This window comes from Lientehia hominis (assembly GCF_021044755.1).
Taxonomy (GTDB): Bacteria; Bacillota; Clostridia; order Lachnospirales; family Lachnospiraceae; genus Lientehia; species Lientehia hominis.
In genome coordinates this window covers 1-26,907 of sequence record NZ_JAJNOR010000003.1, presented here as the reverse complement: position 1 = coordinate 26,907, position 26,907 = coordinate 1, and the positions used below count along the sequence as shown (strand labels likewise).

23 protein-coding genes are annotated in these 26,907 nt (G+C 44.5%); all 23 read left to right on the top strand.

Annotated features, from left to right (window positions below; all coding sequences use genetic code 11):
* Positions 1-197 precede the first annotated feature (197 nt).
* Positions 198-626 carry a hypothetical protein gene (locus LQE92_RS05910; protein WP_231062077.1) on the top strand — a complete coding sequence of 143 codons (429 nt, stop codon included), beginning with the start codon at positions 198-200 and terminating at the stop codon, positions 624-626.
* Positions 623-1,771, top strand: a complete 1,149-nt coding sequence (locus tag LQE92_RS05905) for an ABC transporter permease (RefSeq protein WP_231062076.1) — start codon at positions 623-625, stop codon at positions 1,769-1,771. Before LQE92_RS05910 ends, LQE92_RS05905 begins: the two co-directional genes overlap by 4 nt.
* The gene (gene cdaA / locus LQE92_RS05900; RefSeq protein WP_231062075.1) at positions 1,755-2,636 is read left to right on the top strand and encodes a diadenylate cyclase CdaA; all 882 of its coding nucleotides are present in this window, start codon (positions 1,755-1,757) and stop codon (positions 2,634-2,636) included. The genes LQE92_RS05905 and cdaA overlap by 17 nt, the downstream gene beginning before the upstream one ends.
* Positions 2,614-4,002: a CdaR family protein gene (locus tag LQE92_RS05895; protein ID WP_231062074.1), complete on the top strand. Its 1,389-nt coding sequence runs from the start codon at positions 2,614-2,616 to the stop codon at positions 4,000-4,002. The genes cdaA and LQE92_RS05895 overlap by 23 nt, the downstream gene beginning before the upstream one ends.
* Positions 4,003-4,041: 39 nt before the next feature.
* On the top strand, positions 4,042-4,305 hold the full coding sequence (locus LQE92_RS05890) for an HPr family phosphocarrier protein (protein WP_231062073.1): 264 nt from the start codon (positions 4,042-4,044) through the stop codon (positions 4,303-4,305).
* 5 nt (positions 4,306-4,310) lie between these two features.
* Positions 4,311-5,729, top strand: a complete 1,419-nt coding sequence (locus tag LQE92_RS05885; protein WP_231062072.1) for an O-antigen polymerase — start codon at positions 4,311-4,313, stop codon at positions 5,727-5,729.
* A gap of 242 nt (positions 5,730-5,971) precedes the next feature.
* Positions 5,972-7,627 carry a 2-isopropylmalate synthase gene (gene leuA, locus LQE92_RS05880; protein ID WP_231062071.1) on the top strand — a complete coding sequence of 552 codons (1,656 nt, stop codon included), beginning with the start codon at positions 5,972-5,974 and terminating at the stop codon, positions 7,625-7,627.
* A gap of 183 nt (positions 7,628-7,810) precedes the next feature.
* Positions 7,811-8,932: a UDP-galactopyranose mutase gene (gene glf, locus LQE92_RS05875; RefSeq protein WP_231062070.1), complete on the top strand. Its 1,122-nt coding sequence runs from the start codon at positions 7,811-7,813 to the stop codon at positions 8,930-8,932.
* A gap of 54 nt (positions 8,933-8,986) precedes the next feature.
* On the top strand, positions 8,987-10,813 hold the full coding sequence (locus LQE92_RS05870) for an aminotransferase class I/II-fold pyridoxal phosphate-dependent enzyme (RefSeq protein ID WP_231062069.1): 1,827 nt from the start codon (positions 8,987-8,989) through the stop codon (positions 10,811-10,813).
* A gap of 38 nt (positions 10,814-10,851) precedes the next feature.
* A complete protein-coding gene (locus LQE92_RS05865; RefSeq protein WP_231062068.1) occupies positions 10,852-11,709 on the top strand; it encodes a LicD family protein in 858 nt (285 codons plus the stop codon).
* A gap of 7 nt (positions 11,710-11,716) precedes the next feature.
* On the top strand, positions 11,717-12,988 hold the full coding sequence (locus tag LQE92_RS05860) for a lipopolysaccharide biosynthesis protein (RefSeq protein WP_231062067.1): 1,272 nt from the start codon (positions 11,717-11,719) through the stop codon (positions 12,986-12,988).
* Positions 12,989-13,026: 38 nt separating this feature from the next.
* Positions 13,027-14,022 (top strand): glycosyltransferase, encoded by a 996-nt coding sequence (locus LQE92_RS05855; RefSeq protein ID WP_231062066.1) that lies wholly within the window; start codon positions 13,027-13,029, stop codon positions 14,020-14,022.
* Positions 14,022-14,747, top strand: coding sequence for a glycosyltransferase family 2 protein (locus LQE92_RS05850; protein WP_231062230.1), 726 nt, complete (start codon positions 14,022-14,024; stop codon positions 14,745-14,747). The genes LQE92_RS05855 and LQE92_RS05850 overlap by 1 nt, the downstream gene beginning before the upstream one ends.
* Positions 14,744-15,115, top strand: a complete 372-nt coding sequence (locus LQE92_RS05845; protein WP_231062065.1) for a DUF2304 domain-containing protein — start codon at positions 14,744-14,746, stop codon at positions 15,113-15,115. Before LQE92_RS05850 ends, LQE92_RS05845 begins: the two co-directional genes overlap by 4 nt.
* Positions 15,112-15,945 carry a glycosyltransferase gene (locus LQE92_RS05840; protein ID WP_231062064.1) on the top strand — a complete coding sequence of 278 codons (834 nt, stop codon included), beginning with the start codon at positions 15,112-15,114 and terminating at the stop codon, positions 15,943-15,945. The genes LQE92_RS05845 and LQE92_RS05840 overlap by 4 nt, the downstream gene beginning before the upstream one ends.
* An 18-nt stretch (positions 15,946-15,963) precedes the next feature.
* Positions 15,964-17,550 (top strand): DUF2142 domain-containing protein, encoded by a 1,587-nt coding sequence (locus LQE92_RS05835; protein WP_231062063.1) that lies wholly within the window; start codon positions 15,964-15,966, stop codon positions 17,548-17,550.
* A gap of 10 nt (positions 17,551-17,560) precedes the next feature.
* Positions 17,561-19,555: a DUF2142 domain-containing protein gene (locus LQE92_RS05830; RefSeq protein ID WP_231062062.1), complete on the top strand. Its 1,995-nt coding sequence runs from the start codon at positions 17,561-17,563 to the stop codon at positions 19,553-19,555.
* 29 nt (positions 19,556-19,584) lie between these two features.
* Positions 19,585-22,083, top strand: coding sequence for a glycosyltransferase family 2 protein (locus LQE92_RS05825; RefSeq protein ID WP_231062229.1), 2,499 nt, complete (start codon positions 19,585-19,587; stop codon positions 22,081-22,083).
* A 121-nt stretch (positions 22,084-22,204) separates the two neighbouring features.
* Positions 22,205-22,759 carry a dTDP-4-dehydrorhamnose 3,5-epimerase gene (rfbC, locus tag LQE92_RS05820; protein WP_231062061.1) on the top strand — a complete coding sequence of 185 codons (555 nt, stop codon included), beginning with the start codon at positions 22,205-22,207 and terminating at the stop codon, positions 22,757-22,759.
* A gap of 35 nt (positions 22,760-22,794) precedes the next feature.
* Positions 22,795-24,240, top strand: a complete 1,446-nt coding sequence (locus LQE92_RS05815; protein ID WP_231062060.1) for an ABC transporter permease — start codon at positions 22,795-22,797, stop codon at positions 24,238-24,240.
* 19 nt (positions 24,241-24,259) lie between these two features.
* A complete protein-coding gene (locus LQE92_RS05810; RefSeq protein ID WP_231062228.1) occupies positions 24,260-25,000 on the top strand; it encodes an ABC transporter ATP-binding protein in 741 nt (246 codons plus the stop codon).
* Complete coding sequence (locus tag LQE92_RS05805; RefSeq protein ID WP_231062059.1) at positions 24,984-25,928, top strand: NAD-dependent epimerase/dehydratase family protein; 945 nt, start codon at positions 24,984-24,986, stop codon at positions 25,926-25,928. Before LQE92_RS05810 ends, LQE92_RS05805 begins: the two co-directional genes overlap by 17 nt.
* Positions 25,929-25,950: 22 nt before the next feature.
* Positions 25,951-26,907, top strand: a 957-nt coding sequence (locus tag LQE92_RS05800) for a rhamnan synthesis F family protein (protein WP_231062058.1), incomplete at its 3' end; no start/stop codon positions are given.

The following is a 26,907-nucleotide window of genomic DNA, read 5'->3' as shown; positions in this document are numbered from 1 at the left end:
CGATATTTTCATATGGTTTATTTGAAAGAAAATGAAAAGCAGCCGTCCGGCTCAGTGAGTAAACCGGGGCGGCTGTTTTATTCTGCCGCATGTATGGGTATGATACTTTATAGAAAAATAATAATATCTTCTCGAAATTTTTCACTTGGTATGTTATACTATTATAAAGCAGTATGCCTGGATGAGGAGTATGAAGTATGGTAAATGCGGAACGCACAAAGCTGATGACAAAAGCAGAAATATTCAGAGTCAAGGAAGAGCGGAAAGCCCTGCGGCTGAACCACTTTTATAAAGGTGACTATATCAGCTATGAAATGATCCGTTCTGGCATTTTATTTATTTTTGCCTATTTGCTGCTGACAGTGATGTGGGTGCTGTATTTCGCGGAGCCTCTCATGACGCAGACCCGGATAGAGGATCTGGCCAGGATGGCTGTCCAGGCGGGTATCGCCCTTATATGTCTGCTTGCGTGTTTTCTCGTGGCGGCATATTTTGTATTTAAGAGCAAATATCAGAAAGCAAGAGCGAAGGTAAAGGATTATCAGGCTATTCTTAAACAGATAAGCCGCCTGTATGAGCAGGAGACGGTGAAGGTCTGGAGGGAATCGGAGGAATACAGAGTATGATGACTCTTTTGGTTCTGCGGGAGCGGATAAAAAAATTCTACGCCCGATATGGGGTGCATATCTTAAGAGTGCTCCGGTTTTTGGTCTCACTGGCGGTCTTTATGGCAGTTGACGGATTCATGGGATATATGGAGAGGCTGAATCATATATGGCTGTCGGTCGGCCTGGCGGCTGTCTGCGGTTTTCTTCCCAATGGGGCGGTCGTGGTGGCGGCAGGTATATTCGTGCTGGTGCATATGTATGCGGTATCCCTGGAGGTGTTTTTTGTGGCTGCAGCAGTCCTTCTGCTGTTTTTCTGCCTTTATTATGTTTTCCAGCCGGGCGACAGCATCGTGCTTATTTTGATGCCGCTCATGTTTGTATGCCGGATTCCCCTGATCATACCTCTTGCTCTCGGGCTGACGGGGTCTGTTTTCAGCGTTATTCCCATGAGCTTTGGGATAATCATTTATTATATGTTGAAATTCGTCAAGGACAATGTGGGGGTCCTCGCTTCCACGGGCTCCCTGTCCATGCCGGGAAGATATACCCAAATGATCAACGGTATTCTGGGGAACCGGGAGATGTGGGTTATGGTGGGGGCGTTTTGCGTGACGCTTCTCGTGGTCTATATGATCCGGAGGCTGTCGGCGAACCGTGCCTGGGAAATTGCCATTGTAACTGGGACGCTTGTGAATATCCTGCTTTTGTTTGCAGGTGTATTCTTGGCGGATATCGATCTGTCTGTGGTGACCGTCATAGTGGGCGCTGTTCTGGCGGCGGCGGTCGGGTTCCTTTTGGAGTTTTTCCTGTTCCATTTGGATTATTCCAGAACGGAATATGTGCAGTTTCAGGACGACGATTATTATTATTATGTAAAAGCTGTGCCTAAGGTGGCTGTGACGCAGCCGGAGGTGACAGTGAGGAAAATAAATCCCAAGAACCGGGGAGAGTCAGAAGACGGTGAGGAGCTTTTTACCCTTCATCAGGATATGGGAAGCACGTCGGAGATACTGACGGCCGGAAAAGATCTGGAAAAGACGAAGGATTTATTTAGAGAAGGGAATAAGAAAGATTTGGAGGATACCCAGGTGCTTTCGGGAAAGACCCAGCCTTTAGAGAAGGCGGAGGAGCCGCGGGAAACGGATTATGACGAAACTGTTTGATGGAATGAAAACCTATCTTATGCAGAGCATCCCTGATATCAGGGTCACCGATGTGGTCGAGATGATCATTATCGCCGTCCTTTTGTATAATGTCATGCTCTGGATTAAAAATACAAGGGCCTGGGTGCTCCTGAAGGGAATACTTGTGCTTCTGGGATTCATCCTGGTTGCTTATCTGTTCCATATGAATACGATTCTGTGGCTGGCTGATAAAACCATCAATGTAGGCATCATCGCGGTGGTGATTATATTTCAGCCAGAGCTTCGCAGGGCCTTGGAACAGCTGGGACGGAATAAAGTGCTTGGGTTCCTGGTCTCGGATAATGGGAAGATGGTGGATGATAAGTTTTCCGATAAGACAATGAATGAGATCGTAAAGGCCACCTTCGAGATGAGCAAGGTAAAGACAGGGGCTCTTATCGTAATAGAAAGAAAAACTCCGCTGGCGGAATATGAGAGGACCGGAATTTTAGTTGACGGTGTGGTCACCAGCCAGCTGTTGTTAAACATATTCGAACATAATACGCCGCTTCATGACGGCGCCGTGGTAGTGAGGGGGAACCGTATAGTGGCGGCCACCTGTTATCTCCCTTTGTCAGATAATATGGCGATCAGTAAAGATCTGGGAACCAGGCACAGGGCCGGGGTCGGAGTCAGCGAGGTGAGCGACAGTGTGACGGTCATCGTTTCGGAAGAGACGGGGACGGTTTCTGTTGCTTTTGACGGAGGGCTGAGACGAGGGATGGATCCGGATACCCTCAGGGAGGAGCTTAAGCGGATCATAGAAGAGAATGAGGCGCCCAAAGGACGCCGGCTGAAGATTTTGAAAGGATGGCAGAAGCATGAAAAAAAAGCTGACAAATAATTGGCTGCTGAAAATCATCTCCGCCATCGGTGCCGTTCTCCTTTGGATGGTGGTCATAAATATCGATAATCCTACGGATACCTTTACGGTGTCGGGCATTCCGGTGACTGTACTGAATGAACAGTCAGCCATTAGGGACAACAATCTGACGTATGAGCTGATGGGAGATCAGACTGTCAGTGTGGAGGTTACCGCCAGAAGGACAGACAGAAGGAAGATTTCGGCAGATGATTTTGAAGCTTCCATAGATATGAATGAAATATATGGAGCGACCGGTTCTGTGGCGGTAAAGATTACGGTGGTGAACAATAAAAGCCTGATCCGTTCCTGGACGCAGATCACCAGAAGCATAAAAGTGAATGTTGAAGAAATGCAGACGAAGGAGTTCGAGATTCAGGTGGCTCAAAATGGTGAGCCTGCGGACAGCTACGCTTTCAGCGAGATTGCCGTATCTCCCAGTACCGTGAGAGTAACGGCGCCCAAGTCCGTAATGGATACTATTGACCACGCGGGAATAAACGTGGATGTGGCAGGAGCTTCTGACGATATCCAGGCGGAAGGGACCATCAGGCTGCTGAAAGCCAACGGACAGGAAATTGATATGTCGGATGACAGGATATCTGTGAGCGCTTCGAAAGCGGAAGTCATCATGACGGCGGTGAAGACCAACCAGATAAGCGTTGATGTAAAAGTCACCGGACAGAATAACGTGGCGGAAGGCTACAAGTATATCAACTTTAAGTGCGATCCTCAGACCATATTGGTAACTGGAGCCAAAAGCTTGATAGCGGAGCTGGATAATATACTGGAGGTCACAGTGGACTTGACAGGCGCGGACAAGGATGTCGTCAGGACAGTGAAGGTAAGCGACTTGCTGCCGGAAGGCCTGAATGTGGCCGACGGACAGCCGGATACCATAAATATTGTATTTCAGATCGAGAAGCTGACACAGAAGAGCTTCCGCATCAGCAAAAACCAGCTCAGTATGACAGGAGCTTCTCCTGACTTCGGATACCGGCTTGGAAATGAAGACGCGGTGACAGTGGTTCTGACAGGCTTAAGTGAAGATTTGGAAAAGGTGAATAACAGCGATCTTTTTGTAACTCTGGATGTGAGTTCGATCGATTCTCCCGGGACCTATGAGCTGGAACCTCAGGTTGAGATCACGGATGAGTATAAGTCTTATTTCACGGTGACAGCAGCACGTGTGGAGGTGACGGTGACTTCTCTGACAACAGATACGGAATCGTCGGAGGAGAGCCGGACAGAGACCAGCAGTGAAGCGAGTGAGTCGGTAAACGGGACGGAGAGTACGGAAACTACAGGTACGTCTGTGCCCTCTGTCAGCAGTGAGCAGACAAGATAAGAGTCTTGAATAGATGTATAAGGGAATGGAGGGATTATTATGGTTAGCGAGAAGGTGGTTGTTAAAAATCCCACCGGTCTGCATTTGAGACCGGCCGGGGTTCTGTGCAAAGAGGCGATGAAATTTGTTTCCTCCATCACATTCCGTTTTGGAAATATAACGGCAAATGCGAAGAGTGTACTGAGCGTTCTGGGGGCGTGCATTAAGACGGGAGATGAACTGGAGTTCTTCTGTGACGGCCCGGACGAGGAAGAGGCGCTGAAAGCAATCGTAGACATAGTAAAAAGCGGTCTGGGTGAGTGAATGTTATGAGAAATAAAGAAAACGCGGTGATGGCGGCGAACTTGGGGATTTACATACTTGGATGTGTGCTGGCCTGCGTAATGAGCAAAACCGGAGAATATGTATTTTCTGGTTTTGTTTTGATTTTGCTGGCGGCGGGGGAATATGCCTTTTATTTCCGCAGGCATGGATATCTGTTTCAGCTGGAGGCGGTGTTTTCTCTGTTCTGGACGGGAGGGATGGGGCTTTCGGCCATGAAGCTCTCTCGTCTGGCACAGGACTGGGAATATTTGACCTGGATCAGTTTTATCCTGGTGTATGTGTTCTTCATTCTGGGATATGAGTGGACTGGGCGGAGAGAAAACAGAAAGCGAAAAAGTGAGGAAGGCGCGGGGAAGAGCAAAATATGGTACAAGACTGGCTTTAAAAGATTCCGTAGGTACATATGGGGAAACGGCCGGGGAGACAGGCCGGACAAAGAGACGATGGCAAAAAGGCTTTTGCAGTGCATCCTTGCGGTTCTGCTGATTTCCTATGCCTGTTTTCTTTTGGAGGCGGCAGTCATCCGGGAGATTCCTCTTTTTTCAGATAAGCCTCATGCCTACTCGTATTTTCACCTGTCAGGCGTTCATTATTTCACGGTCAGCAGTATATTTGTGCTGCCGCTGTCAGTTCTGTATAAGAAAGTCAGAGGCAGGCTGAACGCGAAAGAGTGGACAGCTCTGGCTGTCTGCTGCTGTGCTGCACTGGCTGTTCCGGTCCTTTGCGTGTCCCGGTTTCAGCTGATGCTGGCGGTGCTGCTTTCCATTTGTGTTGCAGTAGCGGCTTACCCACAGATCAGGCTGCGGTATATCATACTGGTACTGGCGGCCTTGATTCCAGTATATGTGGGGCTGACAGTGGCAAGGAATCATGATGTAGCGTACCTGAACGGCATATTTGAAATGAAGAATTCGGAAACCCCGATCTTTATCACACAGCCTTATATGTATGCAGCAAATAATTATGACAATTTCAATTGCCTTGTCAGAGAACTTCCGGCTCATACCTTTGGCCTGCGCCAGCTGTTTCCTGTGTTTGCTCTGACCGGGCTTAAGTTTTTGGCGCCTGGCCTGGTGGATTTTCCGATTTATGTTACGAAAACGGAATTGACGACTGTCACTTTGATATATGATGCATATTATGATTTCGGAGTTTTGGGAGTGGCGCTTTTTGGGCTGGTGCTCGGAATGGCCTGCAGGAAAGTGGCGTCTTCACAGAAGAAAAGCGGAAATCCTGTATCCTGCCTGTTTTATGCACAGATTGCCATGTATCTGGTCTTTTCTTTCTTTACGACCTGGTTCAGCAATCCGACGACCTGGTTCTGGCTGGGGCTGACAGCCATAATTTATGTTTATGTCGGCCATAGACAGAAGGAATATGTTTCGGGGAAAATACAATTGTAATCTTTGGGGCGGTATGCTATACTTAGTCTACGCCGGCGGCGGTTACGCCCTGCCGGTGAATTTATAAGATGGGACTGATGACTCATGGGGCTGGACCTAGAAAGAGCAGCACAAAAATTAAAATGTACATTATAGCAAAGTATGGTGTGATCTATCGACTATGAAGCTTTCTCAGAGAAACATTGGAGCAGAGCAGATGGAAAACGATTATTGTGGAGAAGATCCAGGGAGGACGATAGATCATGTTGAATTTTAAGAGATATAAACGAGTACCGGTGATGGATTATCCGGAGAGACAGTGGCCGAATAAGGAGATAGAAAAAGCTCCGATTTGGTGCAGCGTTGACCTGCGGGATGGAAACCAGGCTTTGATCGAGCCTATGGTCGTGGAAGAAAAGATTGAGATGTTCAATCTGCTTGTGAAGCTTGGCTTCAAGCAGATTGAAGTCGGATTCCCGGCGGCGTCTCAGATCGAGTATGATTTTTTAAGGCAGCTGGTCGACCGGAACCTGATTCCGGATGATGTGGTGGTCCAGGTACTGGTACAGTGCAGAGAGCATCTGATAGACAGGACTTTTCAGGCCCTTCAGGGCATTAAGCGTGCAGTGGTCCATATCTACAACTCCACCTCGACTCTTCAGAGAGATGTGGTGTTTGGTATGGACAAAGAGCACATTAAACAGATTGCCGTTGACGGTACGAAGATGGTAAAGGAGAGGGCGAAGGATTTCCCCGGTGAGATTGTGCTGGAATATTCTCCGGAGAGCTTCACCGGGACGGAAATGGATTATGCGCTTGAAGTATGTACGGCCGTACAGGAAACGTGGGGTCCCACCAGGGAGGAGCCGATTATCATCAACCTTCCCGCGACGGTGGAAATGACGACACCCAATGTGTATGCGGACCAGATTGAATGGATGCACCGGAATTTTAAAGACCGGGAGACCATAGTATTGAGCGTACATCCCCATAATGACCGGGGGACTGGAGTGGCCGCAACGGAACTTGCGCTGCTTGCAGGAGCGGACCGAGTGGAAGGCACCTTGTTCGGAAACGGAGAGCGTACTGGAAATGTGGATGTCCTGACCGTGGCCTATAATATGTTTTCACAGGGAATCGACCCGGAGCTGGATATCGAGAATATCCGGGAGATCATTGAAGTATATGAAAGATGCTGCAAGATGGAGATCGACCCCAGGCATCCGTATGCCGGCAAGCTGGTATTTACCGCTTTTTCCGGATCTCATCAGGATGCCATCAACAAAGGCGTCAGGGCGCTCAAGGCCAGAAAGAATCCATATTGGGAGGTCCCGTATCTTCCGGTGGATCCTTCCGATCTGGGCAGGGATTACGAGCCCATTGTCCGGATCAACAGTCAGTCCGGCAAAGGCGGCGTAGCGTTTGTCATGGATACTTTCTATGGATTCAAGCTGCCGAAAGGGATGCACAAGGAGTTTGCAGATGTAGTGCAGGCTGTGGCGGAGGCCCACGGAGAAGTGGCGCCTGAGCAGATCATGGAGCTTTTTAAGGCTGAGTATCTGGCTTCCAAGGAGCCGTTCAACTTTATCCGATGCGAGACTACAGATGTGGGCGAGACGGATACCCAGGCGAGACTGACCTTCAAATATCAGGGAGGGATTCTGTCGGCGAAGGGAGTCGGAAACGGACCTATTGACGCGGTGCGGGACGCCATCGAGCAGACGGTGAATGTTCACGTGAAGGTACTGGACTATTCGGAGCATGCGTTAGGTGAGGGTTCTCATGCACAGGCCGCAGCTTATATTCAGGTAATGGATGTGGATACCGGAAGAGTGACCTTCGGTGTCGGTGTGAGCCCGAATATTACGAGGGCATCTCACAGGGCGCTTTTCAGCGGATTGAACAGGCTGTTCAAGTAGAACTTCAGGTTTAATGAAAGCTTAAGATTATAAAGAAGATTGTAAGGAACTCCGGCGGTTATGACCGCCGGAGTTCTTGCATTTACAGGGAAGATGTAGTAAAATGATATCCGACTATAAGCACTGGGAGAAGTGCGCCCTGGAGAAAGTTGGACAGGGCAGAAAGGAATCCGCGGTGATTTTATGAAAAAATATGACTATGTGATCGTAGGCGGCGGTCTTTTTGGCGGGGTCATGGCCTGGTACGCAAGAAAAAATGGGAAGACTTGTCTGATAATTGAAAAACGTGAGCATCTGGGCGGGAATATTTACTGCGAGAATGTGCAGGGTATACCGGTACACCGGTACGGCGCCCATATTTTCCATACCTCTGGTAAAAAGGTATGGGAGTTCGTAAATTCACTTGCGGAGTTTAACCGGTATACGAATTGTCCGGTGGCGGACTATCACGGAGAGATGTATAATTTGCCGTTTAATATGAATACATTCAGCAAAATGTGGGGAGTTTCTACGCCCGAAGAGGCGAAAGTCAAAATAGAAGAACAAAGGTCGGGCGTAACTGGCCAGCCGTCTAATCTGGAGGAACAGGCCATTTCTCTGGTAGGGACTGACATTTATGAAAAACTGATCAGAGGATATACGGAAAAACAGTGGGGGAGAGCCTGTAAGGAGCTTCCCAGCTTTATTATCAAGAGGCTGCCGGTCCGCTATACGTATGATAATAATTATTTTAACGATTTATATCAGGGTATTCCCATCGGAGGCTACAACGTAATAACGGAAAAACTGTTTGAAGGCTGCGATCTCATGCTAAAAACCGATTATCTGGCAGACAAAGAAACATTTGACGCTATGGGCAACCGGGTTGTTTATACGGGTATGATCGACGCTTATTTTAAATATTGTTTCGGGAAGCTGGAATACCGGAGCTTGAGATTTGAAGATGATATATATGATGTCGATAATTACCAGGGAGTGGCGGTTGTAAACCATACCGCAAGAGAAGTGCCTTATACAAGGACCATAGAGCATAAACATTTTGAATGTACCGTGCCGTATTCCAAAATTCCGAAGACTGTGGTGACCAGGGAATATCCAGAGGCATGGGAAGAGGGCATGGAGCCATATTATCCTGTCAATGATGAAAAGAATCAGAAACTTTACAAGAAATATGAGGAGCTGGGAAAAAAAGAAGAAAAAGTTCTTTTTGGCGGCCGGCTTGCAGAGTATAAGTATTATGATATGGATAAAGTAATTGCATCAGCTATGTGGAAAGCAGAGGCAGAGTTTGGAAAGCCAGAATAAAATAGAGAGCTGCCGAACGGCGGAGAAGCTGGTAAGCGCATACAGGAGGAATATATGCAGGCAATCATCTTAGCGGCAGGTATGGGGAAAAGGCTTAAAGAGCTGACAAAAGACGCGACTAAATGTATGGTCAAGGTCGACGGTGTCACGCTGATCGAGAGGGCGCTGACTCAGCTGGACGGACTTGGTCTGTCCAGGATTGTCATTGTAGTGGGGTATGAGGGGCAAAAACTGATGGATTATATTAGGACCTTGTCCATAGAGACTCCCATCATATATGTTGACAATCAGATCTACTACAAGACCAATAACATCTATTCCTTATATATGGCGAAGGATTATCTGACAGAGGAAGATACGCTGCTCCTGGAGTCGGATCTGATATTTGAAAAAGCCGTTTTGGAAAAGCTGGTGTATGATCCCTATCCCAGCCTTGCTCTTGTGGCGAAGTACGAGAGCTGGATGGACGGAACTGTGGTGACGCTGGATGAAGAAGACAATATTCTGGATTTTATCGGAAAGAAAAGCTTCCGCTTTTCCGACGTGGACAAGTACTATAAGACGGTAAATATTTACAAATTCGGAAAAGAATTTTCCAATTCCCACTATGTTCCTTTCCTGGAGGCATACTGTAAGGCTCTGGGCAACAACGAATATTATGAGCAGGTACTGAAGGTGATCACGCTCCTCGATACGCCTGTCATCAAAGGGCTGCGTCTGAACGGAGAGCTCTGGTATGAGATTGACGATGAACAAGACCTGGATATCGCAGAATCCCTGTTTGCTGGGGGGGAAGAAAAGCTTAAGAAGATTTCCGGCCGTTATGGCGGATATTGGAGATATCCGCACCTTAAGGACTTCTGTTATCTGGTGAATCCGTTTTATCCCGGGGAAAAACTGGTGGACGAACTGAAAGCCAGTTTTACAGAGCTTTTGACCAATTATCCATCTGGGATGGAGGTCAACAGCCTCGTGGCGGCAAAATATTTTGGCCTTAAAAAAGAGCAGGTCTGTGTGGGAAACGGCGCCGCAGAGCTTATAAAGCTCATGATGGAAATGGTGCCTGGAAAGCTTGGGACGGTATACCCGACCTTTGAAGAATATCCGAACAGAAAAAAAGAAGAGCTGGAGGTGTTCACACCCGGCAATCGGGATTTCACATATACGGCGGATGAACTTATGGAATATTTCGGAGAAAAGGATATTGCCATCTTGGTGCTGATTAATCCGGACAATCCCTCCGGCAGCTATATTCCAGGGAAGGATGTGCTTCGGATGGCAGAATGGGCGGAGAGAAAGAATATCCGCTTTGTCCTGGATGAGTCTTTCGTGGATTTTGCGGATGGGGATATGGAAGAAAATTCCCTGCTGCATCAGGACGTCCTGATACGTTATCCGGCGCTCTTTGTGGTAAAGAGCATTTCAAAATCTTATGGAGTACCGGGGCTGCGCCTGGGTGTGATCGCAGGCAGCGATACGAAATTTATCGGCAGGATGAAAAAACAGGCGGCCATTTGGAATATCAATTCCTTTGGGGAGTATTATATGCAGATCGCTGAAAAGTACAAAGGGGATTACAGCAGGGCGATGGAACTATTTAAAGAAGTAAGGAGTGAATATATTGCGTCTCTAAATACTGTTCCGCATCTTCGCCCGATTCCTTCCCAGGCCAATTATCTGATGTGTGAGCTTATGGATGGATTTAACAGCAGTGAGCTGGCGGCATCCCTGCTGGAAAAATATGATCTTCTGATCAAAGACCTGTCTGCAAAGAGAGGGTTTGGAAACGGGCAGTATATACGGCTGGCGGTAAAACGGCCGGAAGAGAACGAGCTGCTTTTAAAAGCGTTAAAAACAGAGCTTTCCGGTCCTGCCAGGTGAAAAAGGCATAGATCCGGACAGGGAACGGAGCACATGATATGTTTAAGGAATACGATGATTCAACACTTAAAACTCTTCAGGGGATCGAACTTGGGATTTTAAAGGATTTTCTTTATCTCTGCAGTAAATATGAGCTGACTTATTTTTCCTTTGCCGGGACAGCCATAGGGGCGCTGCGCCATCGGGGATTCATTCCGTGGGATGATGATATAGACGTATGCCTGCCCCGGAAGGATTATGAAAAATTCATTCGGGTCGCCAGGGAGGAATTCGGAGAGAAATACACGGTGATGAACGCGGAGTATGATGAAAATTATCCTCTGACTACCACTCGATGGATGCTGAAAGGAACCAGGTTCCGGGAAGAAGCTCTTCGGGATATTGATTGTGAGCTGGGGATTTTCCTGGACATCTATCCCTTTGACAACGTATCAGATGATGATAAGGAATACCGAAAGCAGGCAAGGGACGCGTGGTTTTGGAGCAAGATCCTCATACTGCGCTGTATGCCGAAGCCGGTGATATTGGGAACCGGTTTTAAAGTGGCGGCGGAGAGGGCTGTCTGCCGGGCGGCTCATCTGTTTCTGAAATTCTTTGGGTTTTCCAGGAAAAAAATATATCAGAAGTGTAAAGCAGCCATGACCCGGTATCAGGACAGGGAAACAGGACGGCTGAGTTATTTATGCGATACGGACCGCTTCTGGAATACCATAGAAAAAACGGACTTGTATCCGCTCAGACAGGAGCCCTTTGAGGATATAAAATTGAATTTTCCGAATCATATAGAAAAAATGCTTTCCCAGATGCATCCTGATTTTATGACGCTCCCCCCGGTGGAGAAGCGCAAGAATCACTATCCGTATCAGCTGGATTTCGGAGAATATGGGAGAGAATAAAAATAATATGAGTAAATGGAAAGCCCTGATAATGGGGAATGGAAAGAACCAGGGAAAAAAGAACGTTATCTGGAATATGGCAGGAAGTCTGCTGTTCGCGTTGTCCAGTATCCTGCTTTTTGCAGTGGCGGCGAGAGCCACGGGAGAATACTACGGGGGTATCTTTTCCATTGCTTTTACAACGGGACAGATGCTGCTTACGATTGGTTATTATGAAGTGCGCCCTTTTCATGTCACAGATGTGAGCCGTCAATATTCTTTTCCCGAATATCTTTCAGCCAGGATGATCACAAGCGGGGCGATGGCGGCGGCAGGATTTGTCTATGTCATTGCAAGCAGGCCTTCTGCAGTAAAAGCGGCTGTGATACTCCTCATGTGTTTTTATAAGCTGATGGATGGCGTCGCGGATGTGTTTGAAGGAGAGTTCCACAGACAGGGCCGGCTGGATATCGCCGGGAAGTCCATGGCTTTTCGAACCGCTTTTTCCGGAGGAGTATTCATCCTTACAGTAATCATTTCAAAGGATATTGTTGCAGCAAGCGTGGCCGCAGTTGCTGCTGCGGTGTTTGCATTTGCGGTCTTTGACTTGGTGATAATACGGGAGTTTGAGCCGCTCCGTCTCTCTTACGCATGGGACCGGGTATACCATCTGCTGAAGGACTGTTTCTTTCTTTTTATAGGCAGTTTTCTGTATCTTTATATCTGCAATGCTGCAAAATATGCCATTGACGCCCATATGACGGAAGAGGCGGTCACATATTATACGGATATTTATCTGCCCACCTCGACCATCAACCTTTTGAGCGGCTTTATGTTCAAGCCGCTTCTGACAACCATGGGAAACAGCTATAAAGCAGGAGAATGGAAAAAGTTCAAACAGATTGTGAACAAACTCCTTTTAGGGATCGTGGCGCTGACGGCAATATGCTGTCTGGGCGCGTTTCTTCTGGGAATTCCGGTGCTTTCTCTGATATTCGGCCATGATCTGACACCGTATCGGGGCGCACTGGTTATTTTAATTCTTGGAGGAGGATTCAATGCAGCGGTCATGCTTCTCTATTACGCATTGACCACCATGCGGAGGCAGATTCAGATTCTGGTTTGTTATGGAGCCGCCTTTATCCTTGCGCTGATCGCGGCGCCTGTGTTGGTGAGTCAACTGGGGATTTTGGGCGGGGCGGTCTGCTACACACTGGCGATGGGCGTTCTGGTGGCGCTGTTTTTCGGAAATGCCTGGTTCCAGTACCGGAAATCCATGAAACAAGAAGCTGGAAGCTGAAAACGGCGAAGGCCAGACGTTTTATCTGGAGGCGAGATATGACAGAGGAAAAAACAGGGAAGATAGATGTGGTGGTACCCGTTTATAAACCGGAAGGAAAATTGGGACATTTGCTTCATATGCTGAACCGTCAGTGCAGAAAGCCAGATAAGATCGTCCTGATGATTACAGACCCGGACGATGCTTCAGGAGAGAGTCAGGGAGCACAGCTGGAACGGTGGATTCTGGAGAGTGATATACCGGTGGAGTGCCATTTTCTTTCCCGGGATGAATTTGATCATGGCGGCACCAGAAACAGAGGGATGGAATATTGTGACGGAGAAGTCGTGGTATATATGACGCAGGATGCCGTGCCGGAAGACGACCATATGATAGAAATGCTGACGGAACCTTTTTTCGGGGAGTTCTGCGGGGCGTCTGCGGGGAATCTGGGAGGAACGGAGATTATACTCAGCTATGGACGCCAGATGCCAGACAAGGACTGCAGACCTGTTGAACAGTATACCAGGAGTTTTAATTATCCGGCGCAGTCCCGTATCAAAACGAAGGAAGATATCCCCGCTATGGGCATAAAGACCTTTTTTGCATCCAACGTCTGCGCCGCTTATCGAAAAGATTTGTTTCTTTTGCAGGGGGGATTTCCAGAAAAGACCATTTTCAATGAGGATATGATATTTGCCGGGAGAGCAGTGCAGGCCGGATATGCGGTGGCTTATGCAGCAGGCGCCCGGGTCATCCATTCCCATAATCTGTCCAATAAGGTACAGCTTCAGAGGAATTTTGATCTGGCCGTATCTCAGGCGGAGCATCCGGAAGTGTTCCGGGGGATCCGTTCAGAACGGGAGGGCTTTGCGTTGGTGATAAATACCATGAAATTTCTGGTCAGGTGCGGGCGGATCTACCTGATTCCGGGAATGCTTTTTACTACAGCCTGCAAATATGCGGGATATCTGTTGGGAAAACGATATAAAAAGCTTCCGGCAAAGATAGTGCTGGCCTGCAGTATGAATAAGAAATATTGGAGGAACAAATGATGGCGGACGTCTTGATTGTAATTCCGGCCTATAATGAAGAGAAGAATATCGAGCGGGTGGTGGACAACCTGATCTTTTATTATCCCCAGTTTGATTATGTGGTGGTCAACGACGGCTCAAAGGATAAGACAGCTGAGATCTGCAGAAAAAAAGGATATCATCTTCTGGATCTGCCGGTGAATCTGGGCTTGGCGGGAGGCTTTCAGGCAGGATTAAAATATGCTTACCGGAACCATTATCAGTATGCCATTCAGTTTGACGGGGATGGGCAGCACCGGCCGGAATTCATCCAGACGATGCAGGACAAGATGGAAGAGGGATATGATATCGTCATCGGTTCTCGGTTTGTTTCGGAAAAGAAACCGAAGACCATGAGGATGCTGGGAAGCAATCTGATTTCCGCTGCCATCCGGCTGACGACTGGCGTGAGGATAAAAGATCCTACCTCTGGGATGCGGATGTTCAGCCGGCGGATGATGGAGGAATTTGCCCTGAGCCTGAATTATGGGCCGGAGCCGGATACGATTTCTTATCTGCTGAAGCAGGGAGCCAAAGTGGCGGAGGTCCAGGTGAAAATGGATGAGCGCATTGCCGGAGAAAGTTACCTGAATCCTGTGAATGCGGTGAAATATATGAGCAAGATGCTGTTTTCCATTTTACTGATTCAGAATTTCAGAAAGCGGGATAAGCGTTACCGCAGGAAGAATGGAGGAGATGAACGATGACGACGGTACTGCGGATGATCTTAATTTTGATGTCCCTCCTTGTCCTGCTGCTGATGATGAGAAAAATACGCCAGGCTAAGGCGCAGATTGAGGATTCTATGTTTTGGGTATTTTTCGCCGTGCTGCTGGTGATCTTCAGCGTTTTCCCGACAGCGGCGGACTGGCTGTCAGGATTGGTGGGGACTATGTCCACTGCGAATTTTATTTTTCTGCTGATGATCTTCCTGCTTTTGGTGAAAAATTTCTCCATGTCGATCCGGATTTCCCAGCTGGAGACCAAGATGAAAGAGCTGGTGCAGAAGATCGCGCTGGATGACAATGAATCGGAGAAGAGACTTAAGGAACAGGAGAAGGAGCCAGAGAAATGATGCCTTTAGTAAGCGTATGTATTCCGGCTTACAACAGCGCGGTTTATATAAAGAAAACCATTGAGTCCATATTGGATCAGAACTATAAGAATATTGAGCTGGTCGTGGTGGATGACTGCTCTAAAGACAATACAGTGGAGATTGTGAAGAACATTGAAGATTCCAGAATGCGCCTGGTCCAGAATGAAAAGAATCTGGGCATGACTGGTAACTGGAACAAGTGCCTGGCGGAAGCGAAGGGAGATTATATCAAGCTGGTCTGTGCAGATGATATTCTATATGCGGACAGCATTCAAAAAGAGCTGGGAGCGCTTTTGAAGCATCCGGATGTGACGCTGGTGATGAGCGACACGGCTCTGATAGATGAAAATGGGGGGCGGACAGGGTGTTTTAAACGGTATCCGAAGGCAGGTCTCTTAGAGGGCAGAAAGGTGGCCAAACGGGCGCTGATATTCAAGAGCTTCTTTGGCGCTCCCTGCAATACGCTGTTTCCGAGGAGCTCCTATGAGAGAGCTGGAGGATTTGACCCCAAATTTCCATATATCCTGGACTTTGATATGTGGCTTCGGATGGCCTGCCTGGGAAAAATCTATGTGATTCATGAAGAGCTGAACGGATTCCGGGTCAGGAACGATTCCAATACGGGGAATCTGATTAATGGTGACAGGAAGACTTATAATCTGGAACATAAGAATCTGCTGAAAAAGCATAACGCGCTGGGGGCCGTCCATCTGAACCGTTTTGAGCTTTGGGTCAGCATGATGATACGCCATGCGAGGAATGAACTGATTCAGATATATCTGAAGGTGAATGCGAAAAAGAAACGATGACTTAGCGGAAGAGTGTTTATGGGAGTGGAGATGGAGAAACGGAAAGAAATATGGCGCAGGGTAAGTGAAAAAAAAATGTGGGTGTTTTGGTTTGGCGCCGTTTTGATTCTGACAGCTCTATGGTTCACTACCTTAAAGGCATGTATTTTGCCTGTATTAAAGCCATTCAGCATGCGGCTTTTAGTTTTGTACTGTGTGTTTTCTCTTTTTTTACTTTTGTTCTGTTTTGGACTTTCTTTTTATTTGATAAAAACGAAGAAGCTAAAAATTGAAAAACTGTTTTTGGTCTGCTGTCTTACGGTCGGAATCGTCTATATGTTTATTCTCCCTCCGCTCACGGCGCCGGATGAGATCGCCCATTATGCCACCGCCTATAAGTGGTCCAATGTCATGATGCATAAGGAAGCGGCCGATGAAGAGGGTCATGTTTATATGCGGGCGGAAGACGCCAGGGCTTCGTTTGACCACCGAAATACAAAAGAGAATTATCTGACATTGGCAGACTCTTTTTTTAAGCCTTGTCAGAGTGCGGAAACGGTTATCTTTGATTATAAACTGGTAAATACAGGACCGGTGCCATACATTCCTCAGGCGGTGGGCATCACGTTGGGAAGGCTTATGAATTTTGGATGGGCTATGACCATGTTTCTTGGCCGTCTGATGAATTTATTGACATTTGCCGGATGTATGTATTGGGCTATAAAATGGATACCGTTCGGAAAGATGGTTCTGTTTGCAGCGGCTATGCTTCCAATGACACTGGAGCTGATCTCTTCTATGTCTTATGATACGCCTGCATTGGCCCTGGCCATATTGTTTACGGCGGTATGTTTTCGATACAGCCAGACTGCGGACAAGGTGGGAAAGAGAGAAGTTGCGGTACTGGCAATATTACTAGGTCTGCTGGCTCCGTGTAAGACAGTGTATATTCTTTTGGCCGGCCTTTGTCTGCTGATTCCGCGGGAGAAATTCAGTTCGAAAAAATTTTACTGGATATCCGCCGGAGCGGTTTTGGGAACTGCGGTCCTGTCGCTGCTGCTTAATAACATGACAGCGATAGCGGGCTATATCGGGACGGGAGAAAATTATATATCCTGGGCTGGCGAGCCGGGATATACGTTGGGAATGCTCATGAAAAATCCCGCCAGGTTCTTTTTTCTTTTGATCAATACGGTGAGAGAATACTCCGGTTTTTATTTGACTCATATGATAGGCTATGAACTGGGATGGAGAAATATCTGCATAGGAGAATTGGCGGTGCTTGCGTTTTCATTTCTTTTGTTTTTATCGTGCCTGAAAACAGAGGATGAAATGAAAGGTATGAAATGCGGACAAAAAGTGTGGTGTATTGCGATATGTTTAAGTATTATGTTTTTGATCGGCATGTCGATGCTTCTTGGCTGGACGCCTGCCAGCTGGAGCTTTATCGAAGGAATCCAGGGAAGGTATTTTCTCCCAATTCTTCCACTTTTCTTATTGACTTTGAGAAATAATAAGATTGTTTTGCGGAAGAATATGGATAAGTGGATCATTGTGCTCGCCATATGCTTTAACGCACTTGTTGTACAGAAGATAGTGGCAGTTTCTCTGAATACGGTTTTTTAAGGAGATACAGATGGATAAAAGTGAAAGAGTGACGGTAGGAATATTCAGAAGAATGGCATATAAGATTGAGCATCTTAAGAGGTGGAAAAAATTATCGATAGGTCTATTTTTGATAGTGCTGTTTACAATCTGTATAGAAGTGGGGAGCAACCTTTCTTATATCCGTTTGAAAGGGAATGAGAAAGGGATGCTTCAAATATCTGAGGAAGATATTGATGTAACGGGCTTTAGCAATACTGGAGAAGGATACCGGTTTACTGAAAACAGCGGAACCATCCATTTGGATCTGCAGGGCAGATACGTTGATAAATTCGTATATACGTATCATTACGAAGGCCTTCTGGATATGAAGGTGAGGATACAATATCATAATGAATTTGGGAAAGCTGAACAAAAAGAACTGATAGATAAGAACAGTGCGGTCATCCGCCAATCTGTGATTAATATCAGGCGTAATGTAGATTGGATTGAACTATATACGGATACGTCATTACTTTTAGAGGATGGTGTCAGCTATATCGATCTGTCTTCTCTGGAATTGGATATAACAGGATTTTACGTGAAAAATGTATTCAACTGGAATCCTTACAGGATTGTGATCGTATTTTTGATTTGTTTATTGATTTTGTTTATATCTGTTTATCATGGTTTTTTTGGAAAGAAAATTGAATATTTGTTTTTGACAGTCGGTCTGGCAGGTGGTATCCTCATGCTTTTGTGCTTTCCAGCTACGAAGGTAGGATGGGACGAAGAAATTCATTTTCGCAGAGCTTATGAATTATCCCTATATCCAGGGGGAGAGGAAGTATCATCCGATTTTGTCAATCTTTTCAACTGTGGGATAGAAACCTGGCCATTGAATCTGCCTTCTTCTTTAGAGGAACGACAAGAAATTGACAAATATTTTAATGACGTTTGTGCAGAAGGAGGGACAGGAGCCGTTATCCAAAGTTCCGGGGTAGACATCTATACAACCGGTTATATAGCTCCGGCATTGTTTTTAAAAGCGGGAAGATTTCTCCATATGCCGTTTACGGTGCTTTATCAGTTTGGGCGTTTTGGAGGGCTTCTTCTTTACTGTTTGATCATGTGTCTGGCGATACGTATAATTCCGACTGGCAAAAGAATTTTAACAGTGATAGCTTTGATGCCGACCCCCATGTTTTTAGCTTGCTGTTATTCTTACGATTCTGTGGTGATTGCTTTTATATCCCTTGGGCTGTCTTTGCTCTTGCGGGAGATAATAGAAAAAGACAGGAGGTTTTCCTGGACAGATTATTTTGTGGCCTTAGCTTGTTTGGTATGGGGGATACTGCCGAAAGCGGTATATGCACCGCTGGTGCTGATCGGCTTATTGATTTCTGGTTCTAAATTTGAAAATAAACGTCAGAAATGGCTGATGCGTGCGGGAGTTGTATTTATATTTTTAGCGCTGCTTGCCTCATTTGTTCTGCCCAGCCTTATGTCACCCTCTAATTTCGGTGATACTAGAGGCGGGGACGTCAATGTAGCTCTTCAGATGAGGTACGTTTTGACTCAGCCTTTTTCCTATATAAAAATTCTATTTCAAAATATATGGAGAAGGCTGCCTTCCTGTCTGATGGGAGCAGAAGCTTTCTTGATCTTAGGCCATTGGGGCATTGCCGGTTTTGGAACAGTGAGCATTGTTTATACATGTATTGTGATCTTAACAGAAGGTTCAGGTGATAAAAAGATACTGTCAGGCAAACAAAAATTCTTTTTGTTTTTAATAGCTGCTGCCAGTGTCAGTTTGATTTGGACTGCCTTTTATCTGACTTTTACAGTTCCCGGCAGCAGTTACATTTCAGGAGTGCAGGGCAGATACTTTGTGCCGCTCTTACTGCCGCTGTTTTTGGCTGCGGGAAATAAAAAAATTCGGATTTCGTGTTCGGACTCCGTGCGTAATTTTGTTGTTATTTCCATATCAGCGTTTTTGCTGTTTGCAATGATATGGACGCAAATGCTGGGAATGAGATGCCTGTAATAAATAATGGGAGGAAATGTCCTGTGAAGATGGATAGATATGCGATAGATGCTGCAACATGTTATGTGAAAGAATCTTGTTTCTATCTAAATGTACAAGGTTGGTGTGTGGTTAATGGACGCGATGATTACACCTTAACTTTCTATATAGGTGAGAATAGAGTTTCTGCTGATTTTGAAGAGAGAATTTTTCGGAAAGATGTAATCAATGAATTATCAGCGAAACAACATATAAACGAGACGAAAGGGATTGGTTTTGTTCTGCGCGTGTCGTTAGAAGAGAACAGCCTGCAGGAAGATCTATATATAAAAGCAGAGAAAAATGAAACAAAATTGATTATATTTAAATGTTCTAAAGCTGATATGATGGAATTGGCTGAGAAAAGTTCCATAGTTTACTCTTTGGATAAATTGGATATAGATAGCGGAATCATCACGATTGAAGGCTGGGCTGTCTCGATGTCGGAAGAACCATTGAATTATGAGCTCAAAGATGAAGGAGGAAGTCCGATAGCATTTAAATTAAGGCGATCAGCGCGCTCCGACATTAGCAGATTGTTTTTTGGAGATGCTTATCGATACTTAGCAGGTTTCCAAATTGAACTTTCCGACGAAAAAACATCAAGATTTCAAATGATGATCAGCGACAGCGAACATAGTTCGACGGTGCATATAACTAGAAAGGCTATTATAAAACAAACAAAGAAAAGAAGTAAAAAATATCAAGATTTGCTGGAGATTATTAAAGAAACTTCTTGGAGCGATATCAAAGGAGATATGGCAACCTTAATTAAAAAAGGTCCGGCGGTGCTGAAAGAGGGGTGGAAGGACCGTTATACGAATGAAATGTGCCTGTATGACAGATGGTTTAGAAAAAATATGGCTGATAATACAATCCTTGAAGATCAGAGGCGGAAGATATTTGTTTATAATCCCAAGATCAGTATTGTGGTGCCAGCTTATCATACTCCTAAAGAATTTTTAATACAAATGATAGATTCCGTGCAGAAACAGTCTTATGAAAATTGGGAACTGTGTATTGCTGATGGGGGCAGTGAAGACTGTGTCGTAAGAGATGTGGTAGAGTCAAAGAGGAAGACAGATTCTAGGATTTTGTATAAAAAATTAGATAAAAATGAAGGGATCTCTGGAAATACAAATCAGGCTATGATGATGGCGGCAGGAGAATTTATAGCATTATTGGATCATGATGACGTATTAACGCCTGATGCGTTATTTGAAGTTGCAGAGGCCATAAATCAAAATCCTGATGCGGATGTGTTTTATTCTGATGAGGATAAAGCGTCTAAGAATTTGAAAGTGTTTTATGATCCTCATTTTAAATCTGACTTTAATATGGATCTATTAAGATCCAATAATTATATCTGCCATTTTTTTGTGGCTAGTAAAAAAATCATTGATAAAGTCGGCAAATTTGATTCAACTTTTGATGGTTCTCAGGATTATGATTTTATTTTGAGGTGTACAGAAAAAGCAGATAAGGTTGTCCATATACCTAAAGTATTGTATCATTGGAGAATTCATAGTGAGTCTACAGCAGCGAACTCAGAAAATAAGATGTATTGTTATGAGGCGGGGCGGAAAGCCATTGCAGCCCATCTAGAGAGATGCGGTATTGATGGAAAAGTAGCACATTTCCCTGGCCATTTAGGTTATTACCAAGTATATTATAGTCAAAAAGGAAACCCGCTTGTATCGATAATCATACCTAATAAGGATGAAAAAGAAAGCCTGAAAATATGCATAGATTCTATTCTGAAGAAAACTTCTTATACAAATTATGAAATTATTATTGTTGAAAATAATAGTGTGACAGAAGAGATACAAGAATATTACAATGAACTGGAGAAAAATAATAGAATTAAGGTCGTGCGGTGGAAGCAGAAGTTTAATTATTCTGCAATAAATAATTTTGGTGTGAAAGCCAGCAGTGGAGAGTTTTTGGTTTTTTTGAACAATGACACTGAAGTTTTAGAGGAGAATTGGCTGCAGATTTTGGTTGCGGACTGCCAGAGACAGAACACAGCGGTGGTGGGAGTTAAATTGTATTATCCAGATATGACCTTACAGCATTGTGGAGTGATAATAGGGCTTGGAGGAATCGCAGGACATATTTATAATGGATTCCCTGCTGACTCAATGGGCAAATTTGGAAGGGCACAGGTGCAGCAAAATTTAAGTGCGGTGACTGCGGCATGTATGATGGTAAGAAGATCAGTATTTGAGGAAGTAGCAGGGTTCGAGGAGAGACTGGCAGTTGCGTTTAATGATGTGGATTTCTGCCTGAAAGTCAGAGAAAAAGGATACGATATATTGTATGAACCGTTGGTCAGTCTGAATCACTATGAATCGAAAAGCCGGGGAAAAGAAGATACCGTAGAAAAACAATTGAGGTTTCAGAAGGAAATTGACTATATGAGTGATAAATGGAACGATATTCTTAGCAAGGGTGACCCGTATTATAATAAAAATTTAACTTTGGAAAAAGGAGACGGTTCATTAAGATGAACAGGAAATAGCCGCTCGAGGGAAGGTAACTTGATAAAGTAACTGATACATGCTATAATTTTGAAGTGTTATATAAAATGGCTGTTTATATTAAAAATGAATAAAAATAGGAGAGATAAGAATGGGAAAAATAAAAGTAACGTCATGCGCCATTAAGGGGTTATATGTTATCGAGCCAACGGTATATCCAGATGCAAGGGGATATTTTATGGAAACATATAATTATAATGATTTTAAAGAAGCAGGCTTGAATATGGTGTTTGTGCAGGATAATCAATCTATGTCAGTAAAGGGAGTCCTCAGAGGGCTGCATTTTCAGAAGCAGTATCCACAGGGGAAATTAGTACGCGTGATCAAGGGAACAGTTTTCGATGTTGCGGTCGATCTGCGGTCCGATTCGGAAACGTATGGAAAATGGTTTGGAGTGGAATTATCTGCTGAAAATAAAAAACAATTCTATATCTCACCTGGATTTGCTCACGGTTTTCTTGTGCTTAGCGACGAAGCAGAATTTGTATATAAATGTACGGACTTCTATCATCCGGGAGATGAAGGCGGGGTGGCCTGGAACGATCCTGATATCGGTGTTGAATGGCCGCTTCAGAAGGATGTTGAACTGATTATTTCAGATAAAGATCAGAAATGGAAGGGATTAAAAGAAACTTTTAAATTCTGACCGTTCAGGATGTTATATGAGAAAGGTTTATTCTAATGAATAAAAAATATAATCTTAAAAAAATTTGTGCTGCATTACTTGGCATATATGTTCTGTGTGCATTCCTTTTTCTCTTTATTGCGGATGAGCAGATAAAATATACGTCAGTAGAACAGTATGCTATCGCGGAGACGCCTGAAAAAGATTTAGGGGAATTGACAGATGGAATCAGTATTCTTCAGACGTTTAAGAGTAAACATAAATATTTGAATGACGTAGAAGGTTACTTTCTTACTTATGGACGAGAAAATTCGGGAACCGTTTATTTAGAAGTCCTTGATATGTCAAGCAATGAAGTCCTGGCAGAAAGTTCAGCGGCCATATCTGAATTAGGAAATGGAGAATGGCAGTCTTTTAAGCTGAATAAGCGTATAAATACTGCAGAGATTGAGAATGGTATTATTGGTCTGCGCTTTACATTTAAAGGAAGTAATGAGGGAAGCGCTGTCACAATGACAACTCAGTCGACTAAACCTGATGGTGCCAGTCTGTTTGTAAACGGCATGGAATTTGAGAACCGTTCTTTGTGTGTGAAAGCGATTCAATCCAATGATTCTAGTCATGCCATATGGTACCCAGTGGCGTTAGGTATTGTTTTTGTATTTCTCCTATTGTTTTGCGGGTGGAATATAAGGGCCGAGAGACAAGGAAAACTGACGTGGGGCCTTAAATTCCTATATACGGTGGAAAGATACGAATTTTTATTAAAGCAATTAATCTCGAGGGATTTTAAGACTAAGTATAAACGTTCCGTATTGGGGGTTTTATGGAGTTTTTTGAATCCTTTATTGACAATGGGAGTTCAGTATGTCGTTTTTTCACGCATATTTCGATTTGACGTTCCTGCATATCCGGCATATTTATTGACAGGTGTTGTGTTTTTTAACTTTTTTACAGATGCAACAACACAGGCTATGAATGCTATAACAGGGAATGCTTCACTGATCACTAAGGTATACGTTCCAAAATATATCTATCCGGTTTCTAAAGTTTTGTCGACATCCATTAACTTGTTACTGTCGCTGATACCGTTGTTTTTGGTTGCATTGATTACCGGGACTAAAATTACGCTGGCCTATTTTTTGATTCCCTTTGGGCTGGTTTGTTTTTTATTATTTGTAATTGGTATTTCTTTTTTCCTTTCTACCGCGATGGTATTCTTTCGTGATATGCAATTTTTATGGGGAGTATTTACACTGCTGTGGATGTATGCAACTCCGATTATTTATCCTATTTCGTTAATAGAAGGGACTTTTTTACATCCATTTCAGAAGATAAATCCGATGTATCATTATGTGAGCTTTTTCCGGACGATTATTATAGACGGGATTTCTCCGGAACCGATGCAGTTTATCTTGTGCTTTGGATTTGCGCTTGCAGCGTTATTAATTGGCGGTCTTTTATTCAAAAAAGCTCAGGATCAATTTGTTCTTCATATATAAAGAGGTAAACCAGATGGTGATGGTAAAAGTAAATGATGTTTCGATGAGATTTTTAATGGCGAATGATAATATAACAAGTATCAAGGAGTTCATTACGGCTTTTCTAAAAAAGAAATTAAAGTTCAGGGAGTTTTGGGCGTTAGAAAATGTGAATTTTGAGGTACAAAAAGGTGAGGTCCTTGGTATTATCGGACGAAATGGAGCAGGAAAAAGTACGATATTAAAAATCATTTCTGGTATTCTGAAGCCGACAAAGGGTGAAGTGGAACGATATGGAAATATTGTGCCTATGCTTGAATTAGGTTCTGGCTTTGATATGGATTTAAGCGGAAAAGAAAATGTTTTTTTAAACGGTGCGATTCTGGGATATTCTAAGGAGTTTCTTGAAAGTAAGTATGAAGAGATTTTAGAGTTTTCGGAACTGGGAGATTTTATTTACAGTCCTATTCGGAATTATTCTTCTGGTATGTTGGTGCGGCTGGCTTTTTCCGTTGCAACTGTTGTGGAACCGGAAATTCTAATAGTGGATGAAATTTTATCTGTTGGTGATGAGAATTTTCAAAGAAAGAGTAAAAAAAGGATGCTGGAGTTAATGGGAGGAGGTACTACAGTTTTGTTTGTATCACATAGTATGGAGCAGGTCCGTGAAATGTGTGATCATGTGGTTTGGCTGGAAGGCGGTACCGTAAAGATGTTTGGGCCAACTAAAGAAGTCTGCGACGCTTATGATATATCCGGACCAGATGGCCGAAGAAGGTAGCAGTTTTTGGGAATTGAAACATGGTATTAAAGGTAGTATAATAAACTTATTATATTTTTTTATGAAAATCCGAATGCATAAACGAGGTGAAAAAATGCAAAAAAGAACGGTATTGATAACAGGTGCTAATGGTTATATTGGTCGTCACGTGGTAGAGACGCTTTTGAATATGGGGAATCGGGTGATTGCTGATGATCTTGTGCTGGATGGAATCGACGATAGGGCTGAAAAAATTTCTGTCCCCATTTTTTCTGGCGACGATGATATTTATGAGCAGTTAGGAAAGCCGGATGTGGTGCTTCATATGGCATGGAGAAACGGATTTGTTCATAATGCCGATTCCCATATTTTGGATTTGCCGGCACATTATACTTTTATCAGAAATTTGTTAAAAGGAGGGCTGCGCCGTATAGCTGTGATGGGAACGATGCATGAGATTGGATATTGGGAGGGCCCGATAAAAGAGGATACACCGGCTAATCCCAGTTCTTTATATGGTATTTCAAAAAATTCTTTAAGGCAGATGACAATGCAGCTCGTAAAAGAGTATCAGGCGGTATGCTACTGGATTCGTGCCTATTATATCTGTGGAGATGATTTAAAGAGTCATTCAATTTTTACAAAGATAGGACAGATGGAACGAGAGGGGAAGGAGACCTTTCCTTTTAATAGTGGTAAAAATAAATATGATTTTATAAATATAGATCAATTGGCAGAGCAGATATCCTGTGTAGTGAACCAAGATGAAATAACAGGTGTTATTAATTGCTGCAGTGGAATGCCTGTATCATTAGCGGATAAAGTAAATGAATTTATACAGACTAATGGTTTTAAGATAAGGCCGGAATATGGAGCGTATCCGGATCGTCCATATGATTCACCTGGAGTATGGGGGGATTCGGAAAAGATTCGTAAAATCATGGGATAGATGCAGAAGAAAGGCCGATGCGATGAAGATAGAAAAAGGCACGAAGAACAGGGCGGTTATATATTTTTTCTACGACAGACAGGGAGTGGTGGACCGTTATGTATCCTATATGCTCCGGGAAATGAAGAAATGTGCCAGGGACATTTATGTCGTGGTGAATGGCACGCTTACAGAGGCGGGCAGAAGGGCTTTTCAGGAGTTTACCGGCTGCGTATGGGAGCGGGAGAATGAGGGACTGGATGTTGGGGCTTATAAATACGCGCTGAAGAAGATCGGCTGGGAGAAACTCGGAGAGTATGATGAACTTGTCATGATGAACCATACTATTATGGGTCCTGTTTTTGCTTTGCAGGAAATGTTTGACGGCATGGGCCGGCGTGACCTTGACTTCTGGGGTGCCAATATCTATTATAAGGTGGATTTTGACCCGTATGGGATCATCGACTGCGGCTATATAAGAGAGCATCTGCAGTCCCATTTTATTGTAGCGAGGAGGACACTCTTTGGCAGCGAGGACTACAGGAGGTACTGGGACGATCTTCCGAAGATCACGACCTACAAGGAATCGGTGGCTTACCATGAGACGTATTTTACGAATCACTTCGCGGAGCTCGGATATAAATGGCAGGCATATGCCCAGTGGGACGGTCTTGAAGAGTACGGGGAATATCCCCTTCTTAAAATGCCTGCAGAACTAATGAAGCGGACGAGATGCCCGTTCTTTAAACGCAGGAGCTTTATGCATGATTATGATGATTTTCTTCATTCTACCTACGGGGAGCCGACAGTCAAGCTGATGAAGTTCCTGAGGGAAGAGACGGATTATGATGTGGATATGATCTGGGAGAACATCCTCCGGTGTGAGAACCAGGCGGATATCAAGAAATGCATGAATCTGAACTATGTCGTTTCCTCGAGGGAATCTGAGGATATGTCGGAGCTGTTCCACAAGAAAAAGGTGGCTCTCATATACCATTTT